We start from the raw sequence: 22,458 nt of genomic DNA on the forward strand, positions 1-22,458 counted from the left end.
ACGGGGGGCCGGAAGTCGCAGCCCGGCAGCCCGCTACCGCAGGCAGCCCGGACCGTCTTCCGAGGCGGGGCCGGCGCGCCCCGACCGAGGCTGGGGAGGACTGAGGAATTGCGGTTGCTGTGCGGTGCTGTCGCCGTCGCGGTGCGATGCAGTCGTGGTCCTGGCGGACTGAAAGGGCGACGGCCGGTCGCGGTGTAACGGAGTCGCTGAATCGACCTCTATCCGCGCCGGGCGGTGCTGAGAGGCGCGGATATGTCGTTCAGCGACCGCGAGCGGCCGAGGGCTTTCTGGGCGTTTGCGGTGCTGTCAAATATAGCAGCGTCTGCACCAGTCCATCCGGTTTATAAGCAAGAGCGGTTGAGGGCTTTCTAGACGTTTGCGGTGCTGTCAAGCGCAAGACCGTGTCATCCATTTAACTGGTCTTATAAAAGGCCCGAACCAGCGCAGTTTAACCAAACCCGACACAACCATGATCCATGGCCGATCTACACCCCGTCGCCAAGCGGATCCACAACGTCCAGCCGGACCCAGTCCGCCTCACGCTCGACGACGACGAGACCGGCGTCTTCCGCTTCTCCTCGACGGAGTTCTTCCAGCAGGAGTTCCGCGGCGAGGGCGCCCGCGAGGGCGACGACGCAGACTACCGCCTCGTCAGCAGCGAGGACAACGAGCGGATCCTGCTCGGGCGCAAGGGCCCCGACGAGGAGAGCTGGTCGATGGTCGCCGAAGTCACCGCCGCGGAAGCCGTCGATTCCAGTTAAAAGGAGAGCCGACTCACTCGCGTTACTTTCGGTCTTCCCACTCCTCGCGAAGCAGTCCGTACTCGATGCGGTCGACGTACTCGCCGTCGATGAACCGGTCTCGCCGAATGCGACCTTCCTCCGAGAACCCCAGCGACTCGAGGAGCCCGCGGGAGGCGTCGTTGAAGTCGTACGCGCCGGCGCCCACGGCCGGGTGCGCGTACGTTCGGAAGACGTAATCGACGAGGAGCGAGACGGCCTCCGTTCCGTAGCCCTCGCCGTGGACCTCCGGGGCGATCCAGTAGGCGAGCTCCGGCCGGCGCCAATCGACGTCGTTGGCGTGAACCATGCCGATCCGCTGGATCTGGTCCTCCTCGGGGCCGCCGGGGCCGGCGGCCTCGCCGTCGAGACAGACGACGAAATCGTCGCTGCCGTCGTTCTCGTCCCCGACGTCGATCTCCTCCTGGTTCCGGACCGGGCTACCGATCGGGTAGCGGATCCCGGGGTTGGTGCAGCCTCGCTGGTGAAACGGCACGTCCTCCGTTTCGAACGTCCGGAGCGTGACGCGTTCGCCCTGCGTAACGCGGGGACCTGGCATACGAATCGCGTCCGCGCAGAGCGTAATACGCTTTGTGCTGCCTCGGATTTCGGTGGCCACGCCCCGGAAACCGGGGATCGTTTTTTGTGAGTGCTCGCGCAGCGTCGACCATGCGCAAAGTCGCCATCGACGACGTCGACCGCGAGGACGCGGACCCGGAACGCGCCCGGGAGCGGCGCGACCTGACCGACCCGCTCGGCGCCGCGAACGTCGCCGTCTCGCGCTACGTCCTCGACCCCGGCGAGCGATTCAGCGGCTCGCTGCACGCGCACGCCGACCAGGAGGAGGTGTTCCTCGTCGTCGAGGGCACCGCGACGTTCGAAACGACCGCGAACGACGACGCCAATGACGAACCGAGTGACGTGACTGTCTCGGCGGGCGAGGCGATCCGGTTCGCCCCTGGCGAGTTCCAGACCGGCCGCAACGAGGGCGACGAGCCCGTCGTCGCGTTCGCGCTCGGGGCGCCGCGCGACAGCGAGGACGTCCGCATCTCGCGGATCCCGGTGCTCGACGACCGGGACATCTCCTGTCCGGACTGCGGTCGCGGCGACATGCGGATCGCTCGCGGGGGCGACGGCAACGAGGCCGGCGATGGCGATTGCGACGGCGACGGGGACGACCCCGACGCCGACTTCGTCTGCCCGGATTGCAGCGGGACGCTAGCGCTGGACTAACGGCTGATTCCGAAACGACCGTAATCGGGAAGCATCCCGGAGCATAGGAACGGAGCTGGCTAGCCAGCTCAACCCCGAACTGCAAGACTCGGCTCGTGGGGATGCGATGGGTTTCCTCAAATATTCGGGGAACTTTCTTATTTCTTCCCACCGTAGGTCGGTGTATGTCCGAAGCTACACTGGACGATCGCGGGCGCCTGACGATTCCGAAGGAGCTTCGGGAGGAATACGGGGACCAGTACCGGATCGTCGAGCTGCACGACGGGATCAAGCTGGTCCCGGTGACGGAGGACCCGCTCGACACGCTCCGGGACGAGTTCGCGGACGTCGAGAAGTCCGCTGAGGAACTTCGCGAAGAGGCATGCGAGGCTGCGCTGGACGAGGCTGGACCCTGAATGTACGTGGAGACCGATTTCCTGCTCGCGCTTATCAAGGACGAGGACTGGCTCGGCGACGCCGCGGAGACGGTGTATCGAGAGCACCAGGCCGAACTGTGGACGTCGAAGTTCACGCTCATCGAACTGCTCCTGGTCGCCTATCGGGAGGACCGAAACACGGAACGAGTCGTCACGAACACCGCCGATCTCATCGAGGTTCGCGGTGACGTCGATTCAGTCGTCGCGGCAGCGACATACGTCGAGGACCACGGGTTCACCCCGTTCGACGCGCTCCACCTCGTCGAGTCCGACGGCGACACGATCGTCTCCAGCGACGAGACCTACGAGTCCTTTGCACCCCGTCTGGACCTGAAAACAGTGAGCGAGGAGTAGCGCTCCGCAACCACTAAACGCGGCTCACTCCTACGGAGAATCAATGGCCGACTGGACGGAGAAGTACCGACCGGAAACGCTCTCGGAGCTGCGCGGCAACGACAAGTCGGCCGAGCAGCTCGCGGAGTGGGCCGACACGTGGGACGACCACGGCGAGGCGGTCGTGCTCTACGGGAGCCCCGGCATCGGGAAGACGAGCGCCGCCCACGCGCTCGCGAACGACGAAGGGTGGGCAACGGTCGAGCTCAACGCGTCCGACCAGCGCACCGCCGACGTCATCGAGCGGTTCGCCGGCCGCGCGGCGAAGAACGCGACGCTGCAGGGCAGCGCGGGCGGCGCCGGCGCTGACGGGGGCGACACCGACTCCCGCCAGCTCGTCATCCTCGACGAGGCGGACAACATCCACGGCAACTACGACCGCGGCGGCGCCTCCGCGATCACGAAGCTGGTGAAAGACTCGGGCCAGCCCATCGTGCTCATCGCCAACGACTACTACGAGATGTCCCGCGGGCTCCGGAACGCCTGCCAGGAGATCGAGTTCCGGGACGTGTCGGCGCGCTCCATCGTGCCCGTCCTCCGGGACATCTGCCGCCGCGAGGACGTCGAGTTCGAGTCCGACGCCCTCCAGCGCATCGCCGAGCGCAACAAGGGCGACCTCCGCGGCGCCGTCAACGACCTGCAGGCGATCGCCGAGGGCCGGAGCAGCGTCGAACTCGACGACGTCGTCACCGGCGACCGCGACCAGTCGATGGGGATCTTCCCGTTCCTCGACGCGGTCCTGAAAGAGCAGGGCGCAGAGGAGGCGCTCCAGTCCGCGTACGCCGTCGACGAGACGCCCGACGACCTGACGAAGTGGATGGAGGACAACATGCTGAAGGTGTACGACGCCGACGAGGCCACCCGCGCGTACGACTTCCTCGCGAACGCCGACGTCTGGCTGGGCCGCGTCCGCGCCTCCCAGGAGTACTCCTACTGGCGCTACGCCACCGACAACGCCGCAGCCGGCGTCGCCGCCGCCCGCGACGGGGAGAAGGGCGGCTGGACGCGCTGGGGCCGCCCGCAGTTCTGGCCCTCCTCGGACAAGACGGCCGACGAGGTCGTCCGGAAGATCGCCACCAGCGAGGGCTGCAGTATGAAGACCGCACGCATCGAGATCCTGCCGTTCCTCGCGGCGATGACCCACCACTGCAAGCCGCGGGAGCTCACCGTGGCGATGACCGCCGCCTACGACCTCGACGAGGCCGCGGTCTCGTTCGTCACCGGCTCCGGCGAGACGACGAACAAGGTCGAGGGGATCGTCGAGGACGCCCAGGAACTGCGCGACGAGCGCGTCGAGGAGCACGCCGAGGGCGCGTTTGCGGGGGTTCCGAACCGCGAGCCGGCCGAGGGCGACGCGGACGCGACGGACGCCGGCGAGGGCGGAGCGGCCGTCGCTGGCGGCGACGGCGGCGACGGCGGCGACGGCACCGTCGCGGCGACCGGTGGCGACGGCGACGACTCGCAGGCAACGCTCGGTGGCGGGAGCAGCGCGACCGACGACGACGCGTCGGACGAGGTGGCCAAAGCCGAGGCCGCCGAGGAGGACGATGACCAGGCCGGCCTGGGCGACTTCGTCTGACCAGCGGGGTCGGCGAGCCGTTCAGTCGGTCGGCTGTGCGAGTGGCAGGGTGATTGCTTACGTCGTCTTCTCCGTGATCGTCAGCGTGTAGTCGCCGCTGCCACTGTAGGAGTCGACGAGCATGTACAGCGCCGCCGACGTGTCGGGATCGTCGATGACGATCTGCTCCTGGCTGTCCGTGGAGATGGAGCGGTGCGTGTAGCTGCTGGTCGTCGGGCAGTCCCCGGTGCCCTCGTTCACGTAGAGGTCGAAGTCGGCGTCGCTGGGGCCGTCGAGCTCGACGACGACCTGACACGGCGAGCTGTACTCCCAGTTGTAGTAGTAGCAGTCGCTGTCCGTGTAATCACTCAGCGAATCGGAGACCGACGAGCTGGTCGACGTGTCGCCACAGGTGCCGCCACCGCCGCCGCCGGACGGGTCCGTCGTGACCGCGTTGTCGGCGTCGACTCGGCCGTTCCCCTGCTCGTTGGACGCGAGGCCGACGTCGACGGCGGTGTCGTTGAGGTGGTTCCGGAGGTCGGTGTTCGAGAGATCCCACTGGTCAAGCGCGAGGCTGGCGACCCCGGAGACGACGGGCGTCGCCATCGACGTTCCCGAGAGCTTCTCGTAGTCGCCGCGGTCGGAAGTCGTCGTCGAGAGGACGTCCGTCCCCGGGGCCGCGAGCTCGACCTCCGAGCCGGTGCTGGAGTAGGAGGCCAGCGTCTCGTCGGCGTCGAGCGCCGAGACTGCGACACACTCGCTGTAGGCCGCCGGGTAGCCGACGCAGTCGGAACAGGGCCCGTCGTTGCCGGCGGCGGCAGCGAGGTAGACGCCGTTATTGTACGCGTACTCTACGGCATTCTTCAGCGTCGAGGATCCGCTTGACCCCCCGAGCGAGAGGTTGATCACGTCCGCGCCCTGGTCGGTCGCGTACTCGATCGCGTCCGCGATGCCCGAGAAGGAGCCGGAGCCGCTCTCGTCGAGCGCGCGACACGAGAGGATCGCGGACTCGCTGGTCCCGGCGATGCCCTCGCCGTTGTCCGTCTCGGCGCCCGCGATCCCGGCGACGTGGGTGCCGTGGTACTCGTCGCTGAGGACGTCCGGGTACGGGTCCTCGTCGTCGTCGACGAAGTCGTAGCCGTGGTTCGAGTCGGCGTCGGACATGTTGCCGTCGAGGTCCGGGTGGTCGTACTGGATCCCGGTGTCGACGACGGCGATCGTGACGTCGCCCGATCCGAGCGTCGTGTCCCAGGCGTCGTCCGCGTTGACCTGCTGGGGCGCGTACTGGTCCCCGAACTTCGGGTCGTCCGGCGTGTACAGCGCCTCGTAGGTGCCGTTCTCCTCCGCGTACTTGATCGGTCCGTGCTCGGTAACCGTCTCGATGAACCCCTGCTGGGCCTCCTCGCTGCCGTCCGGGAACGAGACCGCAACGTACCGGAGCGTCTCGTTCTCGTGGACGACCGCCGCTTCGTCGGGAACGTACTGTGCGACGACGTCCGAGGGCTGGCCGGCGCCCGCGGAGACGCCGACGAGGACCTCGTTCGACTTCGGCCCGGAATCGCGACCGGGTGACGCCGTGGCCACGCCGCCGACTGCGCTCAGACCGGCCGCGGTTCCCGTTAGCTGAAGGACTTTCCGTCGACTTACGCCGGGGGTGCCATCGTGTGGCATGGTCGTTGCTGTCGAGGGTACACATTAATTATTTCGATCTATTTTAGTTTGTATGAATGGCCTATATTATTGAGTTATTAAATATGTGTTAGCAACTTCCCGTTATAGGCTTAGATACCCAACTCTGACTCGCGGCGTCTTCGTTCTGATAACAGACGGGACACGGCTGATGAGTTGATGTCGGGTTTATAAGCTGTTTTCAGGGTGAGACGGTCTTGCCCTCGACAACAACGCGGACGCCCGGAGAGCCCTCGGCCGCTCGCTATGCGTGGATTGGGTTAGGTGATACGGGCTTGCTCTTGACAGCACCGCAAACACCCGGAAAGCCCTCGGCCGCTCGCGGTCGCTGTCCTCGAAAATCGGAGATTTTCGGGCTCCGAGAAATCCTCGATTTCTCGCGAAGCAGGATATCTGGGCCTCTCCGCCACGAAAGACGGTCCGGGCTGCCTGCAGTAGCGGGCTGCCGGGCTGCGACTTTCTGGCCTTCGTTCACTGCGTTCACGAAGACACCGCCCGGCCCAGATAGTGCCTGTCTCAGCGACTCCGTTACACCGCGACCGGCCGCGCCCTTTCAGTCCGCCAGGACCGCACCGCCCCGCAACCGCGACAGCAACGCGCAGCAACCGCAATACCTCAGTCCTCCCCAGCCTCGGCCGGGGCGCGCCGGCACGGCACCGAATCGGCGCGCCACTGGCCTCCCTCGCACGCGTTGCTCGCGCGCGCCATCCGCCCCGCACCGCACGCCGGTCAGCCGGCGCGCGTCGTCGGTGACCCAGCCGCCGCGCGCGACGCCCCGCCACCACTCCAGGGTGGGACTGAAAGGGGCAGCCGGCGAGCGGGACGCCCTGCGACGCAAGCACAGAGCCAGCGAACGAGCGAAGCGAGTGAGCTGGCGAGGCGCGCAGCGAGCAGCGCGACCGCTCGCCGGCTGGGGCTTTCGAGGCATGCTGAGTGGTGTCGCTGGCGACTATCCCCCGACTTTGTTTATAAGCACAACCGCCAGCGGCTAGGGCTTTCTACGTGTGCTGAGTGGCGTCGATCGCGACGCTACCCCGAGTTCATTTATAAGCACGGCCGTCTCAGCGGCTAGGCCTATCGAAACGTGCCGGTGATATCGCTGACGACGAACAACTACGATCCAACCATCCAGCGCCGTCCACGCCGCTCCCAACATGGCCGGGACCCACGCACTTTTGCCCCTTCCGTCGTCCCGTGTACCCATGCAAGCAGCCGTGCTGACCGAGCACGAGGAACCGCTCGAGATCCAGGAGGTCCCGGAACCGGAGCCGGACCCGGACGGCGCCGTCGTTGACGTCGAGGCCTGCGGCGTCTGCCGGAGCGACTGGCACGCCTGGAAGGGCCACGGCGAATGGGCGGGCGACGCCGTCCCGGAAGGCCAGACGCTGGGCCACGAACCGGCCGGCACGGTCACCGCCGTCGGGGAGAACGTCGAACGCATCGAGGTCGGCGACCGCGTCGTCGTCCCCTTCTCGCTGGGTGACGGAACCTGCCACCAGTGCCGGACGGGCCACAGCAACGTCTGCCCGAACGGGCTCGCGCTCGGCTTCGAACCCGACGCCCAGGGCGCGTTCGCCGAGCAGGTCGCAGTACCCGAGGCCGACTACAACCTCGTGGAGCTCCCCGAGTTCCTCTCGCCGCGTGACGCCGCGGCGCTCGGCTGCCGGTACATGACCGCCTACAACGCCCTCGTGAACCGCGGGCAGGTCACGGGCGGCGACTGGGTCGCGGTCCACGGCTGCGGCGGCGTCGGGCTCTCAGCCGTCCAGATCGCGGACGCGCTCGGCGCGCGGGTCATCGCCGTCGACGTCGACGAGGACGCGCTGGAGCGCGCGACCGACCTCGGCGCGCAGCTGACGGTGAACCCCGAAGAAGAACGCGTCGTGAAGGCGATCAAGATCGCAACCGACGGCGGCGTCGACGTCTCCATCGATGCGCTCGGCATCGCGGAGACGTGCCGAAACTCCGTCCGCTGTCTCGCGATCCGCGGCGACCACGTCCAGGTCGGGCTGACCACGGACGAGGAGCGCGGCGAGGTCTCGCTGCCGACCGACCGCATCGCGCACATGGAGCTGTCCGTCCACGGCTCCCGCGGGATGCCCCAGACGGACTACGAGAACCTCTTCGAGCTTATCGAGGCGACGGAGCTGGACCCCGGCGCGCTCGTGACGCGGGAGCTGTCGCTTTCGGACGTGTCGGACCGGCTGGCCGCGATGGACGACTACTCGACGGCCGGCGTCGAGGTCGTGACGGACTTTTAAAAGCTGAGAGGCCGACCGCCGGCTCAGTCCCGACCACCGACTCAGTCCCGGCCGCCGACGTTGCCGATGCCGGGGATGGCGACGGCGGCCTCGACGCGCCCCATGATCTTCGTCGCGGTGATGACCAGCGCGAGGTAGCAGAGTCCGGTGACGATGAAGATCGTCGTGTACCGGAACGTCTCGCTCGCGACGTTGAACGCCAGGTAGTACAGCTCCGGCACCGTGATGAACGCCGCCAGCGACGAGTACTTGATCAGGTAGACGAACTCGTTGGTCCACGAGGGGATCGCGTAGCGAAGCCCCTGGGGGAGCACGACGTAGTAGATCGTCTCGATCTTCGACAGGCCGATGGCCCGCCCGGCGGTGATCTGGCCCTCGCCGACGCTCTCGATGGCGCCGCGGAAGTACTCGGCCTGGTAGGCCGCGCCGTTGAGGACGAAGCCGAGGATGGCGACCCAGACGACGTTCCTGGAGAAGACGTCGGCCGCGAACGCCGGGACGTACTGCCCGACGTCGAGTCCGAAGTGGAGGACGAACAGCTGGGCTAAAAGCGGCGTCCCCCGCAGGAGCTCGGTGTACGCCAGCGAGACGTAGCTGGTGTAGTGGCCGTACACGCGAGCGACCGCCAGTGGGACCGCGATGAAGAAGCCGACGACCAGGCTCACGACGGTAATGGTGACCGTCAGCCAGAGGCCGTCCGCCAGCGTCGGCAGGATGGAGGCAGTGAAGCCGATAGGGTCGGCGTAGGTGCCCAGGACCGGGAGCCCGGCGAGCGCGCCGGCGGCCGTCTCCGCGGCGAGCAGCGGCTCGTCGACCGGGATAAAGGCGCCGCCGAGCAACCGGTTCACCCAGCGGAACAGCAGCCAGCTCCAGAACACGGCACCCGTGAGATACAGGAGCGTCGCTCCCGCCGTCGGCGTTCGTTCCTCGACCTCGCCGCGGACGCTCGCGGGACGCGTTGCACTCGCCATCAGTGGTGGGCTTCCGTAATGCGCTCGAGGAAGCGCTCCGTGCGCTCCTGCTCTGGACGTTCGAACAGCTGTTCGGGCGGGCCGCGCTCGACGACGCTGCCGTTATCGAGGAAGACGATCTCGTCGGCGACCGACCGGGCGAAGCTCATCTCGTGGGTGACGACGAGCATCGTCATCCCCTCCTCGACGAGGTCGCGCATGACCTCCAGCACCTCGCCGACGAGCTCGGGGTCGAGCGCGCTCGTGGGCTCGTCGAACAGGAGGAGCTTCGGGTCCATCGCCAGCGCGCGGGCGATGCCGACGCGCTGCTTCTGCCCGCCGGACAGCTCCGCTGGATAGGAGTCGGCCTGCGGGGAGAGCCCGACCTGTTCGAGCTGGGCGCGGGCCCGCTCGCGGGCTTCCTCCTCGTCGAGCCCGAGCACTCGCCTGGGACCGATCGCGACGTTCTCCAGCGCCGTGAGGTGCGCGAAGAGGTTGAAGTCCTGGAACACCATCCCGACCTCGCGACGGAGCTCGTTCACGTCCAGCTCCGTGATCTCCTGGCCGTCGAGGTAGATGTGCCCCTCCTGGGCCTCCGCGAGCCGGTTGACACAGCGGAGCATCGTCGACTTCCCGCTGCCGGAGGGGCCGATGAGGAACGTGACGTCGCCTCTGTCCATCTCGAAGCTGACGTTCTCGAGCACTTTCTCGTCGCCGTACCACTTCGAGACCTCCTCGACGCGGAGGATCTCGTCGTCCGTGCCGGCCACGTCGTTTGCGTCGCCTGCGTGGACGTCGTTTGCGTCGTCTGCGTTGCCCACGTTGCGCGCGGCCGTTGCGTCCGCACCGTCGCTTGCGTCGGCAACGCCATCCGTGTCAGTTGCGTCGGTTCCGTCAGTCACGTCTGTTCACCACTGGGGATCGCGTAGTAGTCTTCGAGGTGGTCGAGCGCCCGGTTCGTCGTGAAGGTGAGGACGAAGTAGATTGCACTGATGAAGATGATCACTTCGAGGACGGCGGTCGTCTGCTCGACGAAGAGGTCGTAGCTCCGCGTGAGCAGCTCCGCGAGCCCGATCGCGAAGACGATGCTGGTGTCTTTCAGGACGATCGTCATCTCGTTCTGGAACCCCGGCACGGAGCGCCGGAGCGCCTGCGGGACCGCTATGTGCCGCACGGCCTCGAACTGACTCATGCCGAGCGCGCGGCCGGCCTCGAGTTGCCCCTCGTCGATGCTCTGGAGCGACGCGCGGAAGATCTGCGACTGGTAGGCCGCGCTCCGGAGCCCCAGGCCGAGGATCGCCGAGGTGACAGCACCCGAGAGCGTCGCCACGCCCATCCCGATCGACGGCACGCCGACGACGAAGTACATGATCACGAGGATGACGACGAGCGGCGTCCCGCGGAACACGACGCCGACGCTCTCGACGGCGCGCTTGCTCCAGGTCCCGCCGTACACCTCGACGGCGCCCGCCGGGAAACCGACGAGGAAGCCGACGAGGAGTGACGCGATCGTCAGGCCGACCGTGAGCGCAGCGCCCTCCAGCAGGTAGCCGGCGTTGTTGAAGACGAACTGCCAGTCGTCGGTGAGGACCTGGGCGAGATCGACGGCGGTGAGCGCCGGAACGGCCGCGGACGTCCCCATCTTATTCGCCGAACCAGGTCTTCGTGAGTTCGTCGTACGTGCCGTCCTCTTTCACGGCCGCGAGACCCTCGTTCAGGGCCGTCTGGAGCTCGCTTTCGCCCTGCCGGAGACCGAAGCCGAACTGCTCGTTCGTCTCGTGGACGAACGCGGCTTCGACGTCGCGCTCGGCGGCGAACGTCTTCGCCACCGGCTGGTCGATGACGACGGCGTCGATGTTCTCGTTCTCCAGGTCCTCGACTGCGAAGACGTAGGAGTCGTACGTCGAGAAGTCCTCTTTGGAGATGATTTCGGGCTTGATCAGTTCCTCGTCGACGAGTCCCGCACCCGTCGTCCCGGACTGGGCGCCGACGGTCTTGCCCTCGAAGTCGGACCAGTCGCCGGGCTGGAAGTCACCGCCCTCGCGCACGAGTATCGACTGGTCGGACTCCCAGTACGGGTCCGAGAAGGCGATCCGCTCCTTGCGCTTCGCGTTGATTGTCATCGCGGCAGCAATCACGTCGATCCGCTCGTTGGTCAGCGCGGGAATGAGCGAGTCGAACTTGATCTCCTGCCAGTCGTCGAGTTCGTAGTCGGTCTCCGCGACTACCGCTTCGAGGAGGTCGACGTCGAACCCAACCAGTTCGCCGTCCTTTTTCATTTCGAAGGGGGCGAATCCCGGTGCCGTCCCCGGAGTGATCGTCTGGGTGTCGTCGCCGCCGCCGATACAGCCGGCGGTCGCTGACAGCCCCGCGACGCTCGATGCTCCGGTCAGCTTCAGATACGTGCGACGGCTGACGTCGGACGTAAACTCGCGAGTCATATACTAGCTTCTCGCGCAGTAGCTGTTTCAATCTTTCTTTGCAAAACGAGTGAACGAGCGTTTTCCGAGCCCCCGAGAGGGTTCCTACACCCGCAGCAGTTCGGCAAAATCCTGTCCGGATGCGTGACCAGCGACGGTGTTCTTCGCGCCATTCACCGGCAAACATCGTCGACATCTCGGAGACAGTATCCAGTCGATGCGATCCGCACCGACGGCGACGCCGACCCTCAGTCCCCGCGGACCGTCGTCGCCGCCACGTCGTCGTCGCCGTCGCCGTCCTCGCCGCGCGTGACGATCCAGAACCCGCCGGCAGCGGCGAGGACGGCGACGGCGAGGGTGATCCGGTTGACCGTCTCCCAGGCGGCCGTGTACAGGACGAGGTCGCGACCGAGCAGCATCGTGACGAACAGCGCACTGAGCCCGAGACCGCCGACCGCAGCCGGGCGGTGTCTGTCGGTCTCGAGGCCGACGACGACCGCCGCCAGCAACGCGAAGTGGGCCGCGAGCGCGACCCCGTAGAACCACGCCTGGGCGCCCGGCGAGTAGGTGACGAACGGCACGGCGCGGTTCATCGTGGCGGCGACGAGGAGCAGCCCGGCGGCGACGGCGAACGAGCGCCCGAGCAGCGCCGTCGCGTCGCTCGCGGTTCGCCGCCGGCCGTCGCCGTCGAGGGCGGCGTACAGCGTCGTCAGGCTCAACAGTGTGAAGATGACGAGCGCGACGATCAGGTGAGCCGCGTGCGTGGGCGCGGAGTAGCCACCCTGGATCATGCCGCCGATCGTCACCGTGATCGCCCCGACGGTGATCTGCAGCGGGAGGACGACGACGGCAAGCGTCGCGGCGAATCGAACGCGCCGGCTCCGGTCGCCGAGCCAGGCCCAGCCGGCGAGCCCGAGCATCAGGAAGCCGGTAATCATCGCCCAGACGCGGTGGAACCACTCGAGGAAGTCCGGGTTGATCGTCAGCTTCGGGATCAGCTGGTCCGAGCAGAGCGGCCACTGGGCCTCGCAGGCGAGCCCGGAGCCCGTCGCTGCGGTGTAGATCCCCAGGCCGACCAGCACCAGCGTCATCGACGTCGTTGCCGCCGCGTAACGCCGAAACGAGAGCCACGGAGGACGAAGACTCATTGCCGGAACTCAGGCGCGTATCCACTTATGGCGTTCGACAGGCCTCTCCGCGTGGGAATCGCGACGCCCATCGTGCCGCTCTCCTGCCGCACTCGGGGGAGGGGTGACAGCGACCAGTTATTTGTCACTGTCCGCCAAACCACGGACAATGGCTGTCGACGTTCGGCCCCTGACGGCAGTGCTGGTCCTCGCGGTCGTCCTCGCGGCGGGAACGGCCGTCTCCGTCGCCGTGGCGGAGGCCGGCACGGAGGAGCCGGACCCCACGACGCAGTCCGTGCCCCTCGAGGACGCCGACCACGAGCTCTGGCTGTACACGACGCCGACGCGCTCGTTCGACCGGCCCACACTCGCGGTCAACGTCGTCGTGTACGGAGCCCCCGAAGACGTCCGTGCGGCGTTCCTCCGGCGCGGGGAGGGCAACTGGAACGAAACCGATCCGAACGAGAGTGACGTCGCGCCCAACGAGGCCGCCGACGCCGCCGACGCCGACCCGACGGACGCCGCGCGCATCGAGTGGGATATGGCCGACGGATCGCGCCGCTACGCTCACCTCTCCAGACCCGAGGGCGGCGTCTGGCTCACCGAGGCCTATCAGGTCCACGACGGCGACTACCTGGGGAGCCGGCACCACGTCCGCGCGTACACCGCGCCAGCTGGAGACGCGAACTGGACGGCCCTGCAGGCGCACCACGAGCACTGGGACTGGTTCAGCGGTCGCCACGTCGTCACCAGCACCGACGACTCGCAGGTGTACGTCGAACGCGAGTTCGTCGACGAACGCGGCGCGCCGTCGATCACCAGGGTCCCCGTCGGCGACGCGACGACCGTCGACTTCGACCACTGGGTCACCGTGATCGACTTCCGCGAGTCGGCACCGACGAACCGGGTCAGTGCCGGAATCGAGTCGGCGTCGTCGCCGACGCCCGCGGAGGTCCTCGCGTCGGCCGCTCTCTTCGTGCTCGTCGGCGCCGTCGGCGCCGTTGGCGCCCGCCTGGGCGAGGTCTCGACCGCGCTTCGCCGGGAGTTCCGCGGGGCCGACGCCCGAACGGTGCTGCTCGGCGTCGTCATCGTCGCGGTGCTGCTCTCCGTCCGGCTGACGGGCATCGCCATCGAGCGCTCGTTCGGGGTGCCCCCGAAACCGGTCGCGTTCGTCCTCTCGCCGCTCCTCTACGTGGGGCTCCCGGTCGCGACGGGGCTGCTCGCGCGCCCCCTCGACCGGACGCGGGCGTTCGCCGGCGCGTCGCTCGGCTTCCTCACCGCCCTGCTCGTCGACTACACGTACCTCGGCGTCACGCGGCTCCCGCTGGACCTGCTGGTCCACCGCGGGACGCTGGCGGTCGCGCTCGGACTGATCGCCGCCGGGTGCACGCATCTCCACCGCGACAGGACGGACCAGCACCGCTACCTCCGTCTCGGCATCCTGCTGTGGGTCGTCGCGACGGGCGTCCCGCTGTTGCGGCACACGCCGCTGCCCGTGTGATCGCGGAACGCTAGTCGACCTGATCCCAGCCACTCGTGAGCTTGCTGTAGACGACGACGCCGCCGAACAGGACGAGGTAGTGGAGCCACTGGGGGAGCGTCAGCCAGCGGAACAGCGCCGCGGAGACGACGATCCACGACAGGAGCACGGCGGCGTCGACGACGAGCTGGTCCCGGTTCTGCCGAAGTGCCGCGATCGACCGCCGGAGCGCGGATCCGTCGCCGAGTGGGCCGCTCACATGGCGGGCTACGCCCCGGAGGGATATAATAAATGGCGTCGGCTTCGATACCCTTCGCTCGCGCACCGTCGGGACCGCGCCGCTGAAACCCCTGGCGCGTGAAGGGGTCGGCATGAGCAACTACACCGAGCGACTGGAGGCCAACCGCGCCGAGAAGGACGAGTTCTTCGCCGAGCATCCGCAGTCGCCGATCGCGCCGGAGCACCGCGATTCCTTCGAGGGGCTGGACTACTTCGAGCCCGACGAGGACTACCGCGTCGAGGCGACCGTCCGCGTCCACGACGACCCCGAGCCCGTCGAGATGGAGACGACCGCGAGCGCGCCCGTGCGCTACCTCCGCGTCGTCACCTTCGAGTTCGAGCTCGACGGCGAGGCGTACACGCTGGCCGGCTACCAGCAGGAACACGACGAGGGCGACACGATCTTCGTCCCCTTCCGCGACAAGACCACCGGCCAGCAGACGTACCACGAGGGCCGCTACATCGAGCTCGAACCCGAGGAGGACCCGGAAGACGGCGACACGGTCACCATCGACTTCAACCTCGCGTACAGCCCCTTCTGTGCGTACAGCGAGACGTTCTCCTGCCCGCTTCCACCCGAGGAGAACTGGCTGGAGACGACGATCGAGGCCGGCGAGAAGGCGCCCGACCTGTAACGACGCCTTTTCTTTTATAAGGGCCGCCACCTCCGTCGCCTCCCCTTTTAAACAGCCTCAGGCAACCCGCTACACCCGGCCGTCGCGATCGACGTGCTCCTCGTACCGGTCGATCGCCCGCGACGCGCCGTCGGCGAGGAAGCCCGCGTCCGTGCCGGCGATGAGGAAGTCGAAGCCGGCGTCGAGCCACGCATCGATGCGCTCCTCGGAGGTCGCCAGCGTGCCGACCGGGACGCCCGCCTCGTCACCCGCGGCGAGGGTGTCGGCGACGGCCGCCTCGAACTCGGGGTCGTCGAACTCCCGGAAGCAGCCGAGCGAGGCCGAGAGGTCGGCGGGGCCCACGAACAGTGCGTCGATCCCGGGGACTGCGGCGATCTCCGCGGCGGCGTCGACGGCGGCGCCCGTCTCGATCTGCGCGATGACGGCGAGGTCGTCGTTGACGGTGCGGACGACCTCGTCGAGCCGGGCCCCGTAGTCTGACGCGCGGGCGGCCGCGACGCCGCGCCGACCGCGGATGCCGTCCGAATCGACCGCCTCGCCGGCCGGTCCCGCCGCGGCGTCGCCCTGCGGCGGATAGCGACACGCACGGACGAGTTCGCGGGCCTCCTCGGCGGATTCGATCCGCGGAGCCATGACCCCCGAGATCCCGGTATCGAGGACGCGCTTGATCCGGACGTGGTCGTTCCAGGCGACGCGGACGATCGTCTCCGTGTCCCCGGGCGCGGCGTCGACGGCGCGGACGAGGTTCTCGACGGACTCGGTCGTCGTCGGCGCGTGCTCGGTGTCGACCGCGAGGAAGTCGAACGCCTGATTGGCCATGGCCTCGGCGACGGTCGGCGAGGGGATGGAACACCAGCCGCCGACGGGGCGGTCCGCGGCGAGTTTATCAGCGAGCTTCATACGGGTCCGTTCGCGAACCACCTTTAAAAGCCCGGAGGAAGCGGGTCTCTCCGCAGGGACCGCTGCTCGGTTCATCGCCCCCACCCCCCGCCTCAACCATCACCTCGGTTCGCGTCGAATGGCCGCTTTCACCGGCGACGGGAGACCTCCGGGCTGTCGGGTTCGACCATGCCCGGCAGGACGAAGACGAGAAACGCGAGGAACCCGGTGGCGACGACGAGGACTGCGACGAGGTAGTACTCCACCCGTACGCCGAGCAGGAACTCGAGGGTCGCGTCGAGGAGGACGATGCTCGGCACGAGAAGCCCCCAGAAGAGCCGGCTCGCGAGCGCGCTCGCGTCCAGCAGGTGCATGCCGGCGAGCGCGACGGCGACGCCACTGCCGACGATGACGGCGTACCCGAGTCTGTTCGGCTTCCGGTCGAACACGGTCGCTCTCGTCGCAGCCGACTGGTAAGCTTTGGGCGCTCGTTCTCAGACGCGAGAATCAGTGCCGGCCGAGCAGGGGCTGGCGACGTCGGGGCGTCGCTGGTGACGAACGGGGAGCCGTCGCTGGCGAGGATAGCAACGAACGGAATGAGAGTGGCCGGGGCGGGCTCCGAACCCGCGATCTCCGCATGGCCCAGGTTCGAGGCTCGGCGGGCCTCGACGGCCGTGCGGACGCTTCCAAGGCAGGTGAGTACCGCACCGAATCTCAAAACCCTATGAGTGCGGCGCTATGTCCAGCTAAGCCACCCGGCCTCACCTCTTCGTACCGGGATGAGACTCTTTAACCTTCCCATCTCCAGCCGGTTTGCGACCCGACGACATGCGGAGGGCGTGGCGGTGGGCGGGGCGGTAGGCAGTGATCGGCGAGCACGCGTGCGACGACGGCCGGTCGTCCACGGCACGGCCGATCGACCGTACCACGGGCACGCTCGCGAGCGCCGACCCGCGGATTTATACGCAGCGCGGGGAATCTCCCCACAATGAGCCTCCCCGACCTGCTTACCGAGGCGGTCGAGGGCGAGGACGTCGTCACCACCGTCGACCTCGGCGGCGACGACGCTCTCGTCGTCACCCCGAGCCGGACGCTCGTATACCGCGCGGACGGGCTCCTCTCCGACGAAACCGTCGAGGAGTACCCCCACGACGTCGACCGGATCGACATCTCCGAGGGCCGCCGCAAAGCGAAACTTGTGTTGGACTATGCCCTCGACGGCGAGGAGACGATCACCTTCCCCAGCAAGCGCCTCGACGACGTCCTCCACCCGGTCCTGGCCGGGGTCCTCTCAGCGACCGGCATCACGGACCCCGGCGAGTCCGCGCTCCGGACGTTCCGCTTCTCCGAACTGACGCTCGTTGTGACGAGCGATCGCCTCGTGAAGCACATCGGCGAACCCGTCTGGGACGAGGAGTACGAGGAGTTCCACTACAGCGACGTCACCGACCTCGACTTCGAGGAGGGGACGGTCGCCACCTCCGTCGTGCTCACGCACGACGGCCGGCAGGAGCGGTTCAAGGCGCCGAACGAGGACGCGCCCGCCGTCCGGCGCACCCTCACTGACGCACTCTGTGCGTTCCACGACGTCGAGAGCCTCGCTGAGTTCCGCGTCACCGTCGCGGACGAAACCGAGGACGAGTCGGACGCGGAATCGACGGCGGACGCATCGACGACTGACTTCAGCGACGGCCTCGACCCCCTCTCCGCCTCCCCGGCGACGGAGGAGACGGACGCGGCCGAAGGGAACGACGTCGCTGACGTGGCTGAGGCAGCTGGCGCGGACGACGGAGCCGCCACGGACGCCCCCGAAACGACCGACGGAGTGGATGTGGACGCTGGAAGCGCGGAAGGCATCGCCGAGACGGACGCCGCTGGCAGGTCCGACACCGCTGCGTCCACCGCATCCACTGCGTCCACCGCATCCACCACGACCGACGCCGCGGAAGCGACGGAAACTACCCCGACGGCCGGTAGCTCCAGCGGCGAGGCTGGAGGGTCCGCGGAACCGACCGCCGGCAGCGAGAGCGCTCGTGAGAACGAGGCCGGAGGATCCGCCGCGGCTGACGGCGAGGAGTCGGGGCGGCCCGGAGCCGGTAACCCCGACGGAGCCACCGGCACCTTCGACGAGAGCGGCTTCGAGCCGGCCGGCGTCGAGGACGAGACGCTCGCGAAGGAGATCGCGGAGCTCAGGGCCACCGTGGAGGCACAGACGGAGCGGCTGGACCGACAGGCGGAGCTCATCGAGAAGCTCGTCGAGGAACTGCGTCGCGGCCGGTAGTCGGTCGAAGCGCCGCTCTTGCCCGCCGGCTTCTCACTCGCGGTCGACGTTCAAGCCCTACTCACGTCCCGTCACTTTTCGGACGCACTGGGGGCCGAAGGGACCGAGTTCGCCGGTCTGGAACTGGACGAAGTGGCCCGTCGAGATCGACGCGCCGCAGCGGCGGCAGTCGAACTCGCCCTCGCGGGTGACGACTTGCTCGTCGAACGCGACGTAGGTGCCGCCGCGCTGGACGCGGATCCGGCCGTCCTCGCGCTCGATGATACCCTGTAACTCCGCGTCGTCGAGGATCGTTCGGGTGAGCGACGGGCTCGACGTGATCGTCTCGATGCGGTCGATCGTCTCCGCCAGCGAGAGCTCCTCGTCCTCGAGGTGGGCGAGCAGCTCCACGCCGAGTTCGCGCTTCTCCTCGCGACTCCGGTCGGCCGTCACAGTGCCCTGGTTCGTCGACGACCCTTATAAGCGGCCGGGAGCAGCGTTTCGATGGGCTTCCGCTGGAACGCCGCGGGAACGAAGGGGCGGTCCCGCAAGGGGTTTAGTACTGGCCGGCCCAGGGCCGGCGTGAAGCGTCGCCTCCTGGCCGGTGGGTTCGTCCTCGCGGTCGTCGCGCTCGGCGCGTGGCTCACGTCGCCAGCGACGGCGCTGGCCCGGCTGGAGTGGCTCGCGGCCGACCCGCTCCGGTTCGGCCTCGCGCTGCTCGTCGTCGCCGCCGTCCGGCCGTTTCTCGCCTGGCCGACGACCGCGCTCGCCGTCGCGGTCGGCTACGGCTATGGCTGGGTCGGCGTCCCGTTCGGCGTGCTCCTGGTCACGCTGACGGCGCTGCCGCCCTACGCCCTCGCCCGAAAGGGTCGCCGCGGTGGCCGCGTCGCCCGCGCCGGCGAGCGCGTCGTCGGCGTCGCCGGCGACACCCGGACCGTCGTCGCGAGCCGACTCCTGCCGACGCCGTCCGACGCGATGTCCGTCGGTGCTGGGGTGGCAAGCGTCCCGCTGCGGCCGTTCCTCGTCGGGACGGCCATCGGCGAACTGCCGTGGGTCGTCGCCGGCGTCGCCGTCGGCGTCTCGACCGACCGGCTGCTGGCCGGCGACCTCTCCGTCGTCGACCCGGTGCTGATCGTCGGGATGCTCGGCGGCGCGGCCCTGCTGCTCGCCGGGCCCTGTTACCGCGCGTACCAGTCCCGTGAGTCGGCAGCAGAGCTGCTCGGGTAGCGTTCGACACCGCCGTGCTGTCCCTCGACCGGTTACACGTTCGTCCCGGGCGCCAGCGGATCGATGTGGTCGTCGATCTCCCGCGCGACGCGGACCGGCTCCTCGTGGACGATCCAGTGGGTCGCCGCCTCGCGGACGAGGAGCCGACCGTCCTCGCAGAACTCCACGCTGTCGTGGGCCATCGAGCGCTCGAGGAACTCGTCGTCCGCCCCCCAGATGAGCAGCGTCGGGACGTCGACGGCGTTCGACAGCGGCGTCGGGCGGTCGCGCACGATCGCCCGGTACCAGTTCACCATCGCGGAGAAGGCCCCGTCTCGGGACCACGCGCGCCGATAGCGGTCGAAATCCATCGAGGAGAACGTACCGGGACGGCTCGAGCCTCGCATCCCCCGGACCAGCGGCTGCCAGTTGCCGAGGCTGGCGACGCGCTCCGGGAGCCAGGGGAGCTGGAAGCCGAGGATGTACCAGCTCTTCAGCCGCTGGCGCCAGGAGTTCCGGAGCGTGCGCTCGAAGACGGTCGGGTGGGGAACGTTGACGGCGACGAGCTCGGAGAGGTAGTCCGGGTAGTGGAGCGCGAGCCACCACCCGACCGCCGCACCCCAGTCGTGGCCCGCGACGGCGGCCTCCTCGCTGTCGTAGGCGTCGATGAGACCGACCACGTCGGCCGCGAGCTCGTCGACGTGATACGCTCCGACGCCGTCCGGTTTCTCCGAGAGGTTGTAGCCGCGCTGGTCCGGGACGACGACGCGGTAGCCGGCGTTTGCGAGCGTCTCCAGCGTCTCGTGCCAGCCGTACCAGAACTCCGGGAAGCCGTGGAGGAGCACGAGCAGTTTGCCGTCCGTCGGCCCCGCCTCGACGACGTGCAGCCGGACGCCGTTGGCGTCGACGAACTTCGACTCGCCCGGCACCGTCGGCGGGATCTCGTCGTCGGGCACCTCGCCGGCCGGGAGCGCGTCGGCCGCGAGTTCGTCGACCGGAACCGGCCCCGCCAGCTCCTCGCATGACTGCGTCGTGCCGCTCATGTCCGTTTGATCGGCCTCGTGTCGGAAATACCTACGTCCGAATCGAACTCCTTCGGTGTCGAATGCGTGAGACCGGCGGTTCTCCCGAGCGGGAGTCGATCGGGCGTCGACGGCAACACCTCTCAGTATTTATTGAAACTCTCGGTTACTGACCGCTCGCGCTTATAAACAAACTCGGTCATCGCCGTCGGTGACACCATTCGGCACACCCAGAAAGCCACAGCCGCTGACTGGTCGCGCTTATAAATAAAGTCGGTTAGCGTCGCTCGCAACACCACTCGGCACTCGTAGAAAGCCCCAGCCGCTGACCGGTCGCGCTGCTCGCTGCGCTCCTCACCCGGCTCTCTCGCTCCCTCCGGTCGCTCGTTCGCCGGGTTGCGGTGCTAGCGTCGCAGGGCGTCCCGCGCAGCGGCTGCCCCTTTCAGTCCCACCCGGGAGTGGTGGCCGGGCGTCGCTCGCGCCGGTAGCTGGGTGGTCGCGGCGCGGGTACGGTGGCGCGCGCGAGCAACGCGTGCGAGGGAGGGCGGGGCGCGCCGCGCGATGCTGGGCCGGCGCGCCCCGGCCGAGGCTGGGGAGGGCCGAGGCTTGCGGTTGCTGGGCGATCGCGGTGCTGTAGCGGTTGCGGTGCTGTCGCGGCCCTGGGGGACTGAAAGGGCGATGGCCGCTCTCGTGAGCGCAGCGAACGAGACCATGGAAGTCGCAGCCCGGACCCGTCCGTTGAGCGGTGCGGAGAGACGCAACAGAAGCCCGGACCGTCTTCCAGTGGTCGCGCCGCAGGGGAGTCGCTGAGCCGACCCCTATCCGCGCCGGGCGGTGTGGAGAGGCGCGGATATGTCGCTTCGCGAGAAATCGAAGATTTCTCGGAGCCCGAAAATCTCCGATTTTCGAGGACAGCGACCGCGAGCGGCCGAGGGCTTTCAGGGTGGTCGCGGTGCTGTCAAGAGCAAGCACGTATCACCTGTGCAAACCTGCTTATAAAGATCGACTGAGGGCTTTCCCGGTGTTCGCGGTGCTGTCGAGAACAGGCCCGTATCACCCGTGTAAACCCGCTTATAAAGAGCGGCCGGGAGGTTTCTGGACGATTGCGATGCTGAGACCCACGCCAGCTTCTGCACCTTCCAAACCGACTTCCAATCGGAAATCGCGGAGCTATTCCCGGCTTGCGAGGCCGGCGAGGTGGCCGACCTCCGGCAGGATGATCTCCTCGACGCCGAGCCTGGCGGCGTTCTCCGAGCCGGGGAGGCAGAACACCGGCGAGTCGTGGACGACGCCCGCGGTCGCCCGCGAGCCCACCGTTTTCGTGCCGACCTCCTCATAGGAGAGCTGGCGGAACAGCTCGCCGAAGCCGGGGAGCTCCTTGTCGAAGAGCTGGCGGACGGACTCGGGCGTCACGTCGTCCGGGGTGACGCCGGTGCCGCCGCTGGTGATCACGGCGTCCGTGTCGTCGCGGTTGGCGAGGCGGTTCGCCATCGTCTGGATCCGGTCGAAGTCGTCCGGGATCAGCTCGCGAACGACGACCTCGTGGCCGGCGTCCTCGAGCGCGGCCTCGATGTAGTCGCCGGCCGGGTCGTCGTCCAGCGTTCGCGAGCTCGAGACGGTGACGACCGCGACGCCGACCGACGCGACGTCGTGGTGATGGTGGTCGTCGTGGTCGTCGTGCTCGTGGTCGTCGTGGTTGTGCTCGTCTTCGTGTCCGTGTCCACCGTCCTCGTCGTGACCGTGTCCGGCTTCGTGGTCCTCGCTCATGTGCAGGCGTTCCGGGCGCGGGCACAAAACTCCCGCTGTCGCCGGCATCGAGGGGACGGAACCATCCGCCGCTTGAGGTACAATTTAGTGGCGGGGTGTGAGTT

Annotated in this window: 23 protein-coding genes and 1 tRNA gene; 10 read left to right on the forward strand and 14 right to left on the reverse strand. The window is 68.2% G+C overall.

The window, feature by feature from the left end:
* Positions 1-476 precede the first annotated feature (476 nt).
* Complete coding sequence (locus ACQE3M_RS15075; RefSeq protein WP_430506356.1) at positions 477-761, forward strand: transcriptional regulator; 285 nt, start codon at positions 477-479, stop codon at positions 759-761.
* Positions 762-783: 22 nt separating this feature from the next.
* On the opposite strand, the gene ACQE3M_RS15080 is transcribed toward ACQE3M_RS15075, so the two are convergent.
* The gene (locus tag ACQE3M_RS15080) at positions 784-1,338 is read right to left on the reverse strand and encodes a GNAT family N-acetyltransferase (protein WP_430506357.1); all 555 of its coding nucleotides are present in this window, start codon (positions 1,336-1,338) and stop codon (positions 784-786) included.
* 110 nt (positions 1,339-1,448) lie between these two features.
* On the opposite strand from ACQE3M_RS15080, the gene ACQE3M_RS15085 reads away from it, so the two are divergent.
* The 4 genes from ACQE3M_RS15085 to ACQE3M_RS15100 all read left to right on the forward strand — a co-directional run bounded on the left by ACQE3M_RS15085 (position 1,449) and on the right by ACQE3M_RS15100 (position 4,400).
* The gene (locus ACQE3M_RS15085) at positions 1,449-2,012 is read left to right on the forward strand and encodes a cupin domain-containing protein (RefSeq protein ID WP_430506358.1); all 564 of its coding nucleotides are present in this window, start codon (positions 1,449-1,451) and stop codon (positions 2,010-2,012) included.
* 164 nt (positions 2,013-2,176) lie between these two features.
* Entirely contained in the window at positions 2,177-2,407 is a 231-nt protein-coding gene (locus ACQE3M_RS15090; RefSeq protein ID WP_430506359.1) for an AbrB/MazE/SpoVT family DNA-binding domain-containing protein, read from the forward strand.
* Positions 2,408-2,782, forward strand: a complete 375-nt coding sequence (locus tag ACQE3M_RS15095) for a PIN domain-containing protein (protein ID WP_430506360.1) — start codon at positions 2,408-2,410, stop codon at positions 2,780-2,782.
* 43 nt (positions 2,783-2,825) lie between these two features.
* Entirely contained in the window at positions 2,826-4,400 is a 1,575-nt protein-coding gene (locus ACQE3M_RS15100) for a replication factor C large subunit (RefSeq protein WP_430506361.1), read from the forward strand.
* A 57-nt stretch (positions 4,401-4,457) separates the two neighbouring features.
* Here ACQE3M_RS15100 and ACQE3M_RS15105 read toward each other — a convergent pair whose 3' ends face one another.
* The gene (locus tag ACQE3M_RS15105; protein WP_430506362.1) at positions 4,458-6,050 is read right to left on the reverse strand and encodes a S8 family serine peptidase; all 1,593 of its coding nucleotides are present in this window, start codon (positions 6,048-6,050) and stop codon (positions 4,458-4,460) included.
* Between the two features lie 1,220 nt (positions 6,051-7,270).
* Here ACQE3M_RS15105 and ACQE3M_RS15110 point away from each other — a divergent pair.
* Positions 7,271-8,329, forward strand: a complete 1,059-nt coding sequence (locus ACQE3M_RS15110) for a zinc-dependent alcohol dehydrogenase family protein (RefSeq protein ID WP_430506363.1) — start codon at positions 7,271-7,273, stop codon at positions 8,327-8,329.
* A gap of 41 nt (positions 8,330-8,370) precedes the next feature.
* On the opposite strand, the gene ACQE3M_RS15115 is transcribed toward ACQE3M_RS15110, so the two are convergent.
* From ACQE3M_RS15115 to ACQE3M_RS15135, 5 genes are all read right to left on the reverse strand, one after another.
* Positions 8,371-9,300 carry an amino acid ABC transporter permease gene (locus tag ACQE3M_RS15115; protein ID WP_430506364.1) on the reverse strand — a complete coding sequence of 310 codons (930 nt, stop codon included), beginning with the start codon at positions 9,298-9,300 and terminating at the stop codon, positions 8,371-8,373.
* The gene (locus ACQE3M_RS15120; protein ID WP_430506412.1) at positions 9,300-10,049 is read right to left on the reverse strand and encodes an amino acid ABC transporter ATP-binding protein; all 750 of its coding nucleotides are present in this window, start codon (positions 10,047-10,049) and stop codon (positions 9,300-9,302) included. The genes ACQE3M_RS15115 and ACQE3M_RS15120 overlap by 1 nt, the downstream gene beginning before the upstream one ends.
* Positions 10,050-10,177: 128 nt before the next feature.
* The gene (locus tag ACQE3M_RS15125; protein ID WP_430506365.1) at positions 10,178-10,921 is read right to left on the reverse strand and encodes an amino acid ABC transporter permease; all 744 of its coding nucleotides are present in this window, start codon (positions 10,919-10,921) and stop codon (positions 10,178-10,180) included.
* Between the two features lies 1 nt (position 10,922).
* Positions 10,923-11,720, reverse strand: coding sequence for a basic amino acid ABC transporter substrate-binding protein (locus ACQE3M_RS15130; RefSeq protein ID WP_430506366.1), 798 nt, complete (start codon positions 11,718-11,720; stop codon positions 10,923-10,925).
* Positions 11,721-11,947: 227 nt separating this feature from the next.
* Positions 11,948-12,847 (reverse strand): COX15/CtaA family protein, encoded by a 900-nt coding sequence (locus ACQE3M_RS15135; protein ID WP_430506367.1) that lies wholly within the window; start codon positions 12,845-12,847, stop codon positions 11,948-11,950.
* A 148-nt stretch (positions 12,848-12,995) separates the two neighbouring features.
* Here ACQE3M_RS15135 and ACQE3M_RS15140 point away from each other — a divergent pair, with 148 nt between their 5' ends.
* A complete protein-coding gene (locus ACQE3M_RS15140; RefSeq protein ID WP_430506368.1) occupies positions 12,996-14,327 on the forward strand; it encodes a hypothetical protein in 1,332 nt (443 codons plus the stop codon).
* A 10-nt stretch (positions 14,328-14,337) separates the two neighbouring features.
* On the opposite strand, the gene ACQE3M_RS15145 is transcribed toward ACQE3M_RS15140, so the two are convergent.
* Positions 14,338-14,565: a hypothetical protein gene (locus ACQE3M_RS15145; protein WP_430506369.1), complete on the reverse strand. Its 228-nt coding sequence runs from the start codon at positions 14,563-14,565 to the stop codon at positions 14,338-14,340.
* A gap of 112 nt (positions 14,566-14,677) precedes the next feature.
* Between ACQE3M_RS15145 and ACQE3M_RS15150 the strand changes: the two genes are divergently transcribed.
* On the forward strand, positions 14,678-15,220 hold the full coding sequence (locus tag ACQE3M_RS15150) for a DUF1684 domain-containing protein (protein WP_430506370.1): 543 nt from the start codon (positions 14,678-14,680) through the stop codon (positions 15,218-15,220).
* A gap of 69 nt (positions 15,221-15,289) precedes the next feature.
* Here the strand turns inward: ACQE3M_RS15150 and ACQE3M_RS15155 are convergent, their stop codons facing one another.
* The 3 genes from ACQE3M_RS15155 to ACQE3M_RS15165 all read right to left on the reverse strand — a co-directional run bounded on the left by ACQE3M_RS15155 (position 15,290) and on the right by ACQE3M_RS15165 (position 16,860).
* Complete coding sequence (locus ACQE3M_RS15155) at positions 15,290-16,120, reverse strand: HpcH/HpaI aldolase family protein (protein ID WP_430506371.1); 831 nt, start codon at positions 16,118-16,120, stop codon at positions 15,290-15,292.
* 128 nt (positions 16,121-16,248) lie between these two features.
* Positions 16,249-16,548 carry a hypothetical protein gene (locus tag ACQE3M_RS15160; protein WP_430506372.1) on the reverse strand — a complete coding sequence of 100 codons (300 nt, stop codon included), beginning with the start codon at positions 16,546-16,548 and terminating at the stop codon, positions 16,249-16,251.
* 154 nt (positions 16,549-16,702) lie between these two features.
* Positions 16,703-16,860: transfer RNA gene (locus tag ACQE3M_RS15165), tRNA-Met, on the reverse strand.
* 227 nt (positions 16,861-17,087) lie between these two features.
* Between ACQE3M_RS15165 and ACQE3M_RS15170 the strand changes: the two genes are divergently transcribed.
* Positions 17,088-18,380 carry a DUF7115 domain-containing protein gene (locus tag ACQE3M_RS15170; RefSeq protein WP_430506373.1) on the forward strand — a complete coding sequence of 431 codons (1,293 nt, stop codon included), beginning with the start codon at positions 17,088-17,090 and terminating at the stop codon, positions 18,378-18,380.
* A gap of 57 nt (positions 18,381-18,437) precedes the next feature.
* Here ACQE3M_RS15170 and ACQE3M_RS15175 read toward each other — a convergent pair whose 3' ends face one another.
* A complete protein-coding gene (locus tag ACQE3M_RS15175; RefSeq protein WP_430506374.1) occupies positions 18,438-18,812 on the reverse strand; it encodes a DUF5830 family protein in 375 nt (124 codons plus the stop codon).
* A gap of 129 nt (positions 18,813-18,941) precedes the next feature.
* On the opposite strand from ACQE3M_RS15175, the gene ACQE3M_RS15180 reads away from it, so the two are divergent.
* Positions 18,942-19,586: a TVP38/TMEM64 family protein gene (locus ACQE3M_RS15180; RefSeq protein WP_430506413.1), complete on the forward strand. Its 645-nt coding sequence runs from the start codon at positions 18,942-18,944 to the stop codon at positions 19,584-19,586.
* A gap of 32 nt (positions 19,587-19,618) precedes the next feature.
* Here the strand turns inward: ACQE3M_RS15180 and ACQE3M_RS15185 are convergent, their stop codons facing one another.
* On the reverse strand, positions 19,619-20,608 hold the full coding sequence (locus ACQE3M_RS15185) for an alpha/beta fold hydrolase (RefSeq protein ID WP_430506375.1): 990 nt from the start codon (positions 20,606-20,608) through the stop codon (positions 19,619-19,621).
* 1,149 nt (positions 20,609-21,757) lie between these two features.
* Positions 21,758-22,354, reverse strand: a complete 597-nt coding sequence (locus ACQE3M_RS15190) for a MogA/MoaB family molybdenum cofactor biosynthesis protein (RefSeq protein ID WP_430506376.1) — start codon at positions 22,352-22,354, stop codon at positions 21,758-21,760.
* Between the last annotated feature and the right edge of the window lie 104 nt (positions 22,355-22,458).

Origin of the sequence: Halosubterraneus shenae, from assembly GCF_050510935.1 — an archaeon.
GTDB lineage: Archaea > Halobacteriota > Halobacteria > Halobacteriales > Haloferacaceae > JBDGPU01.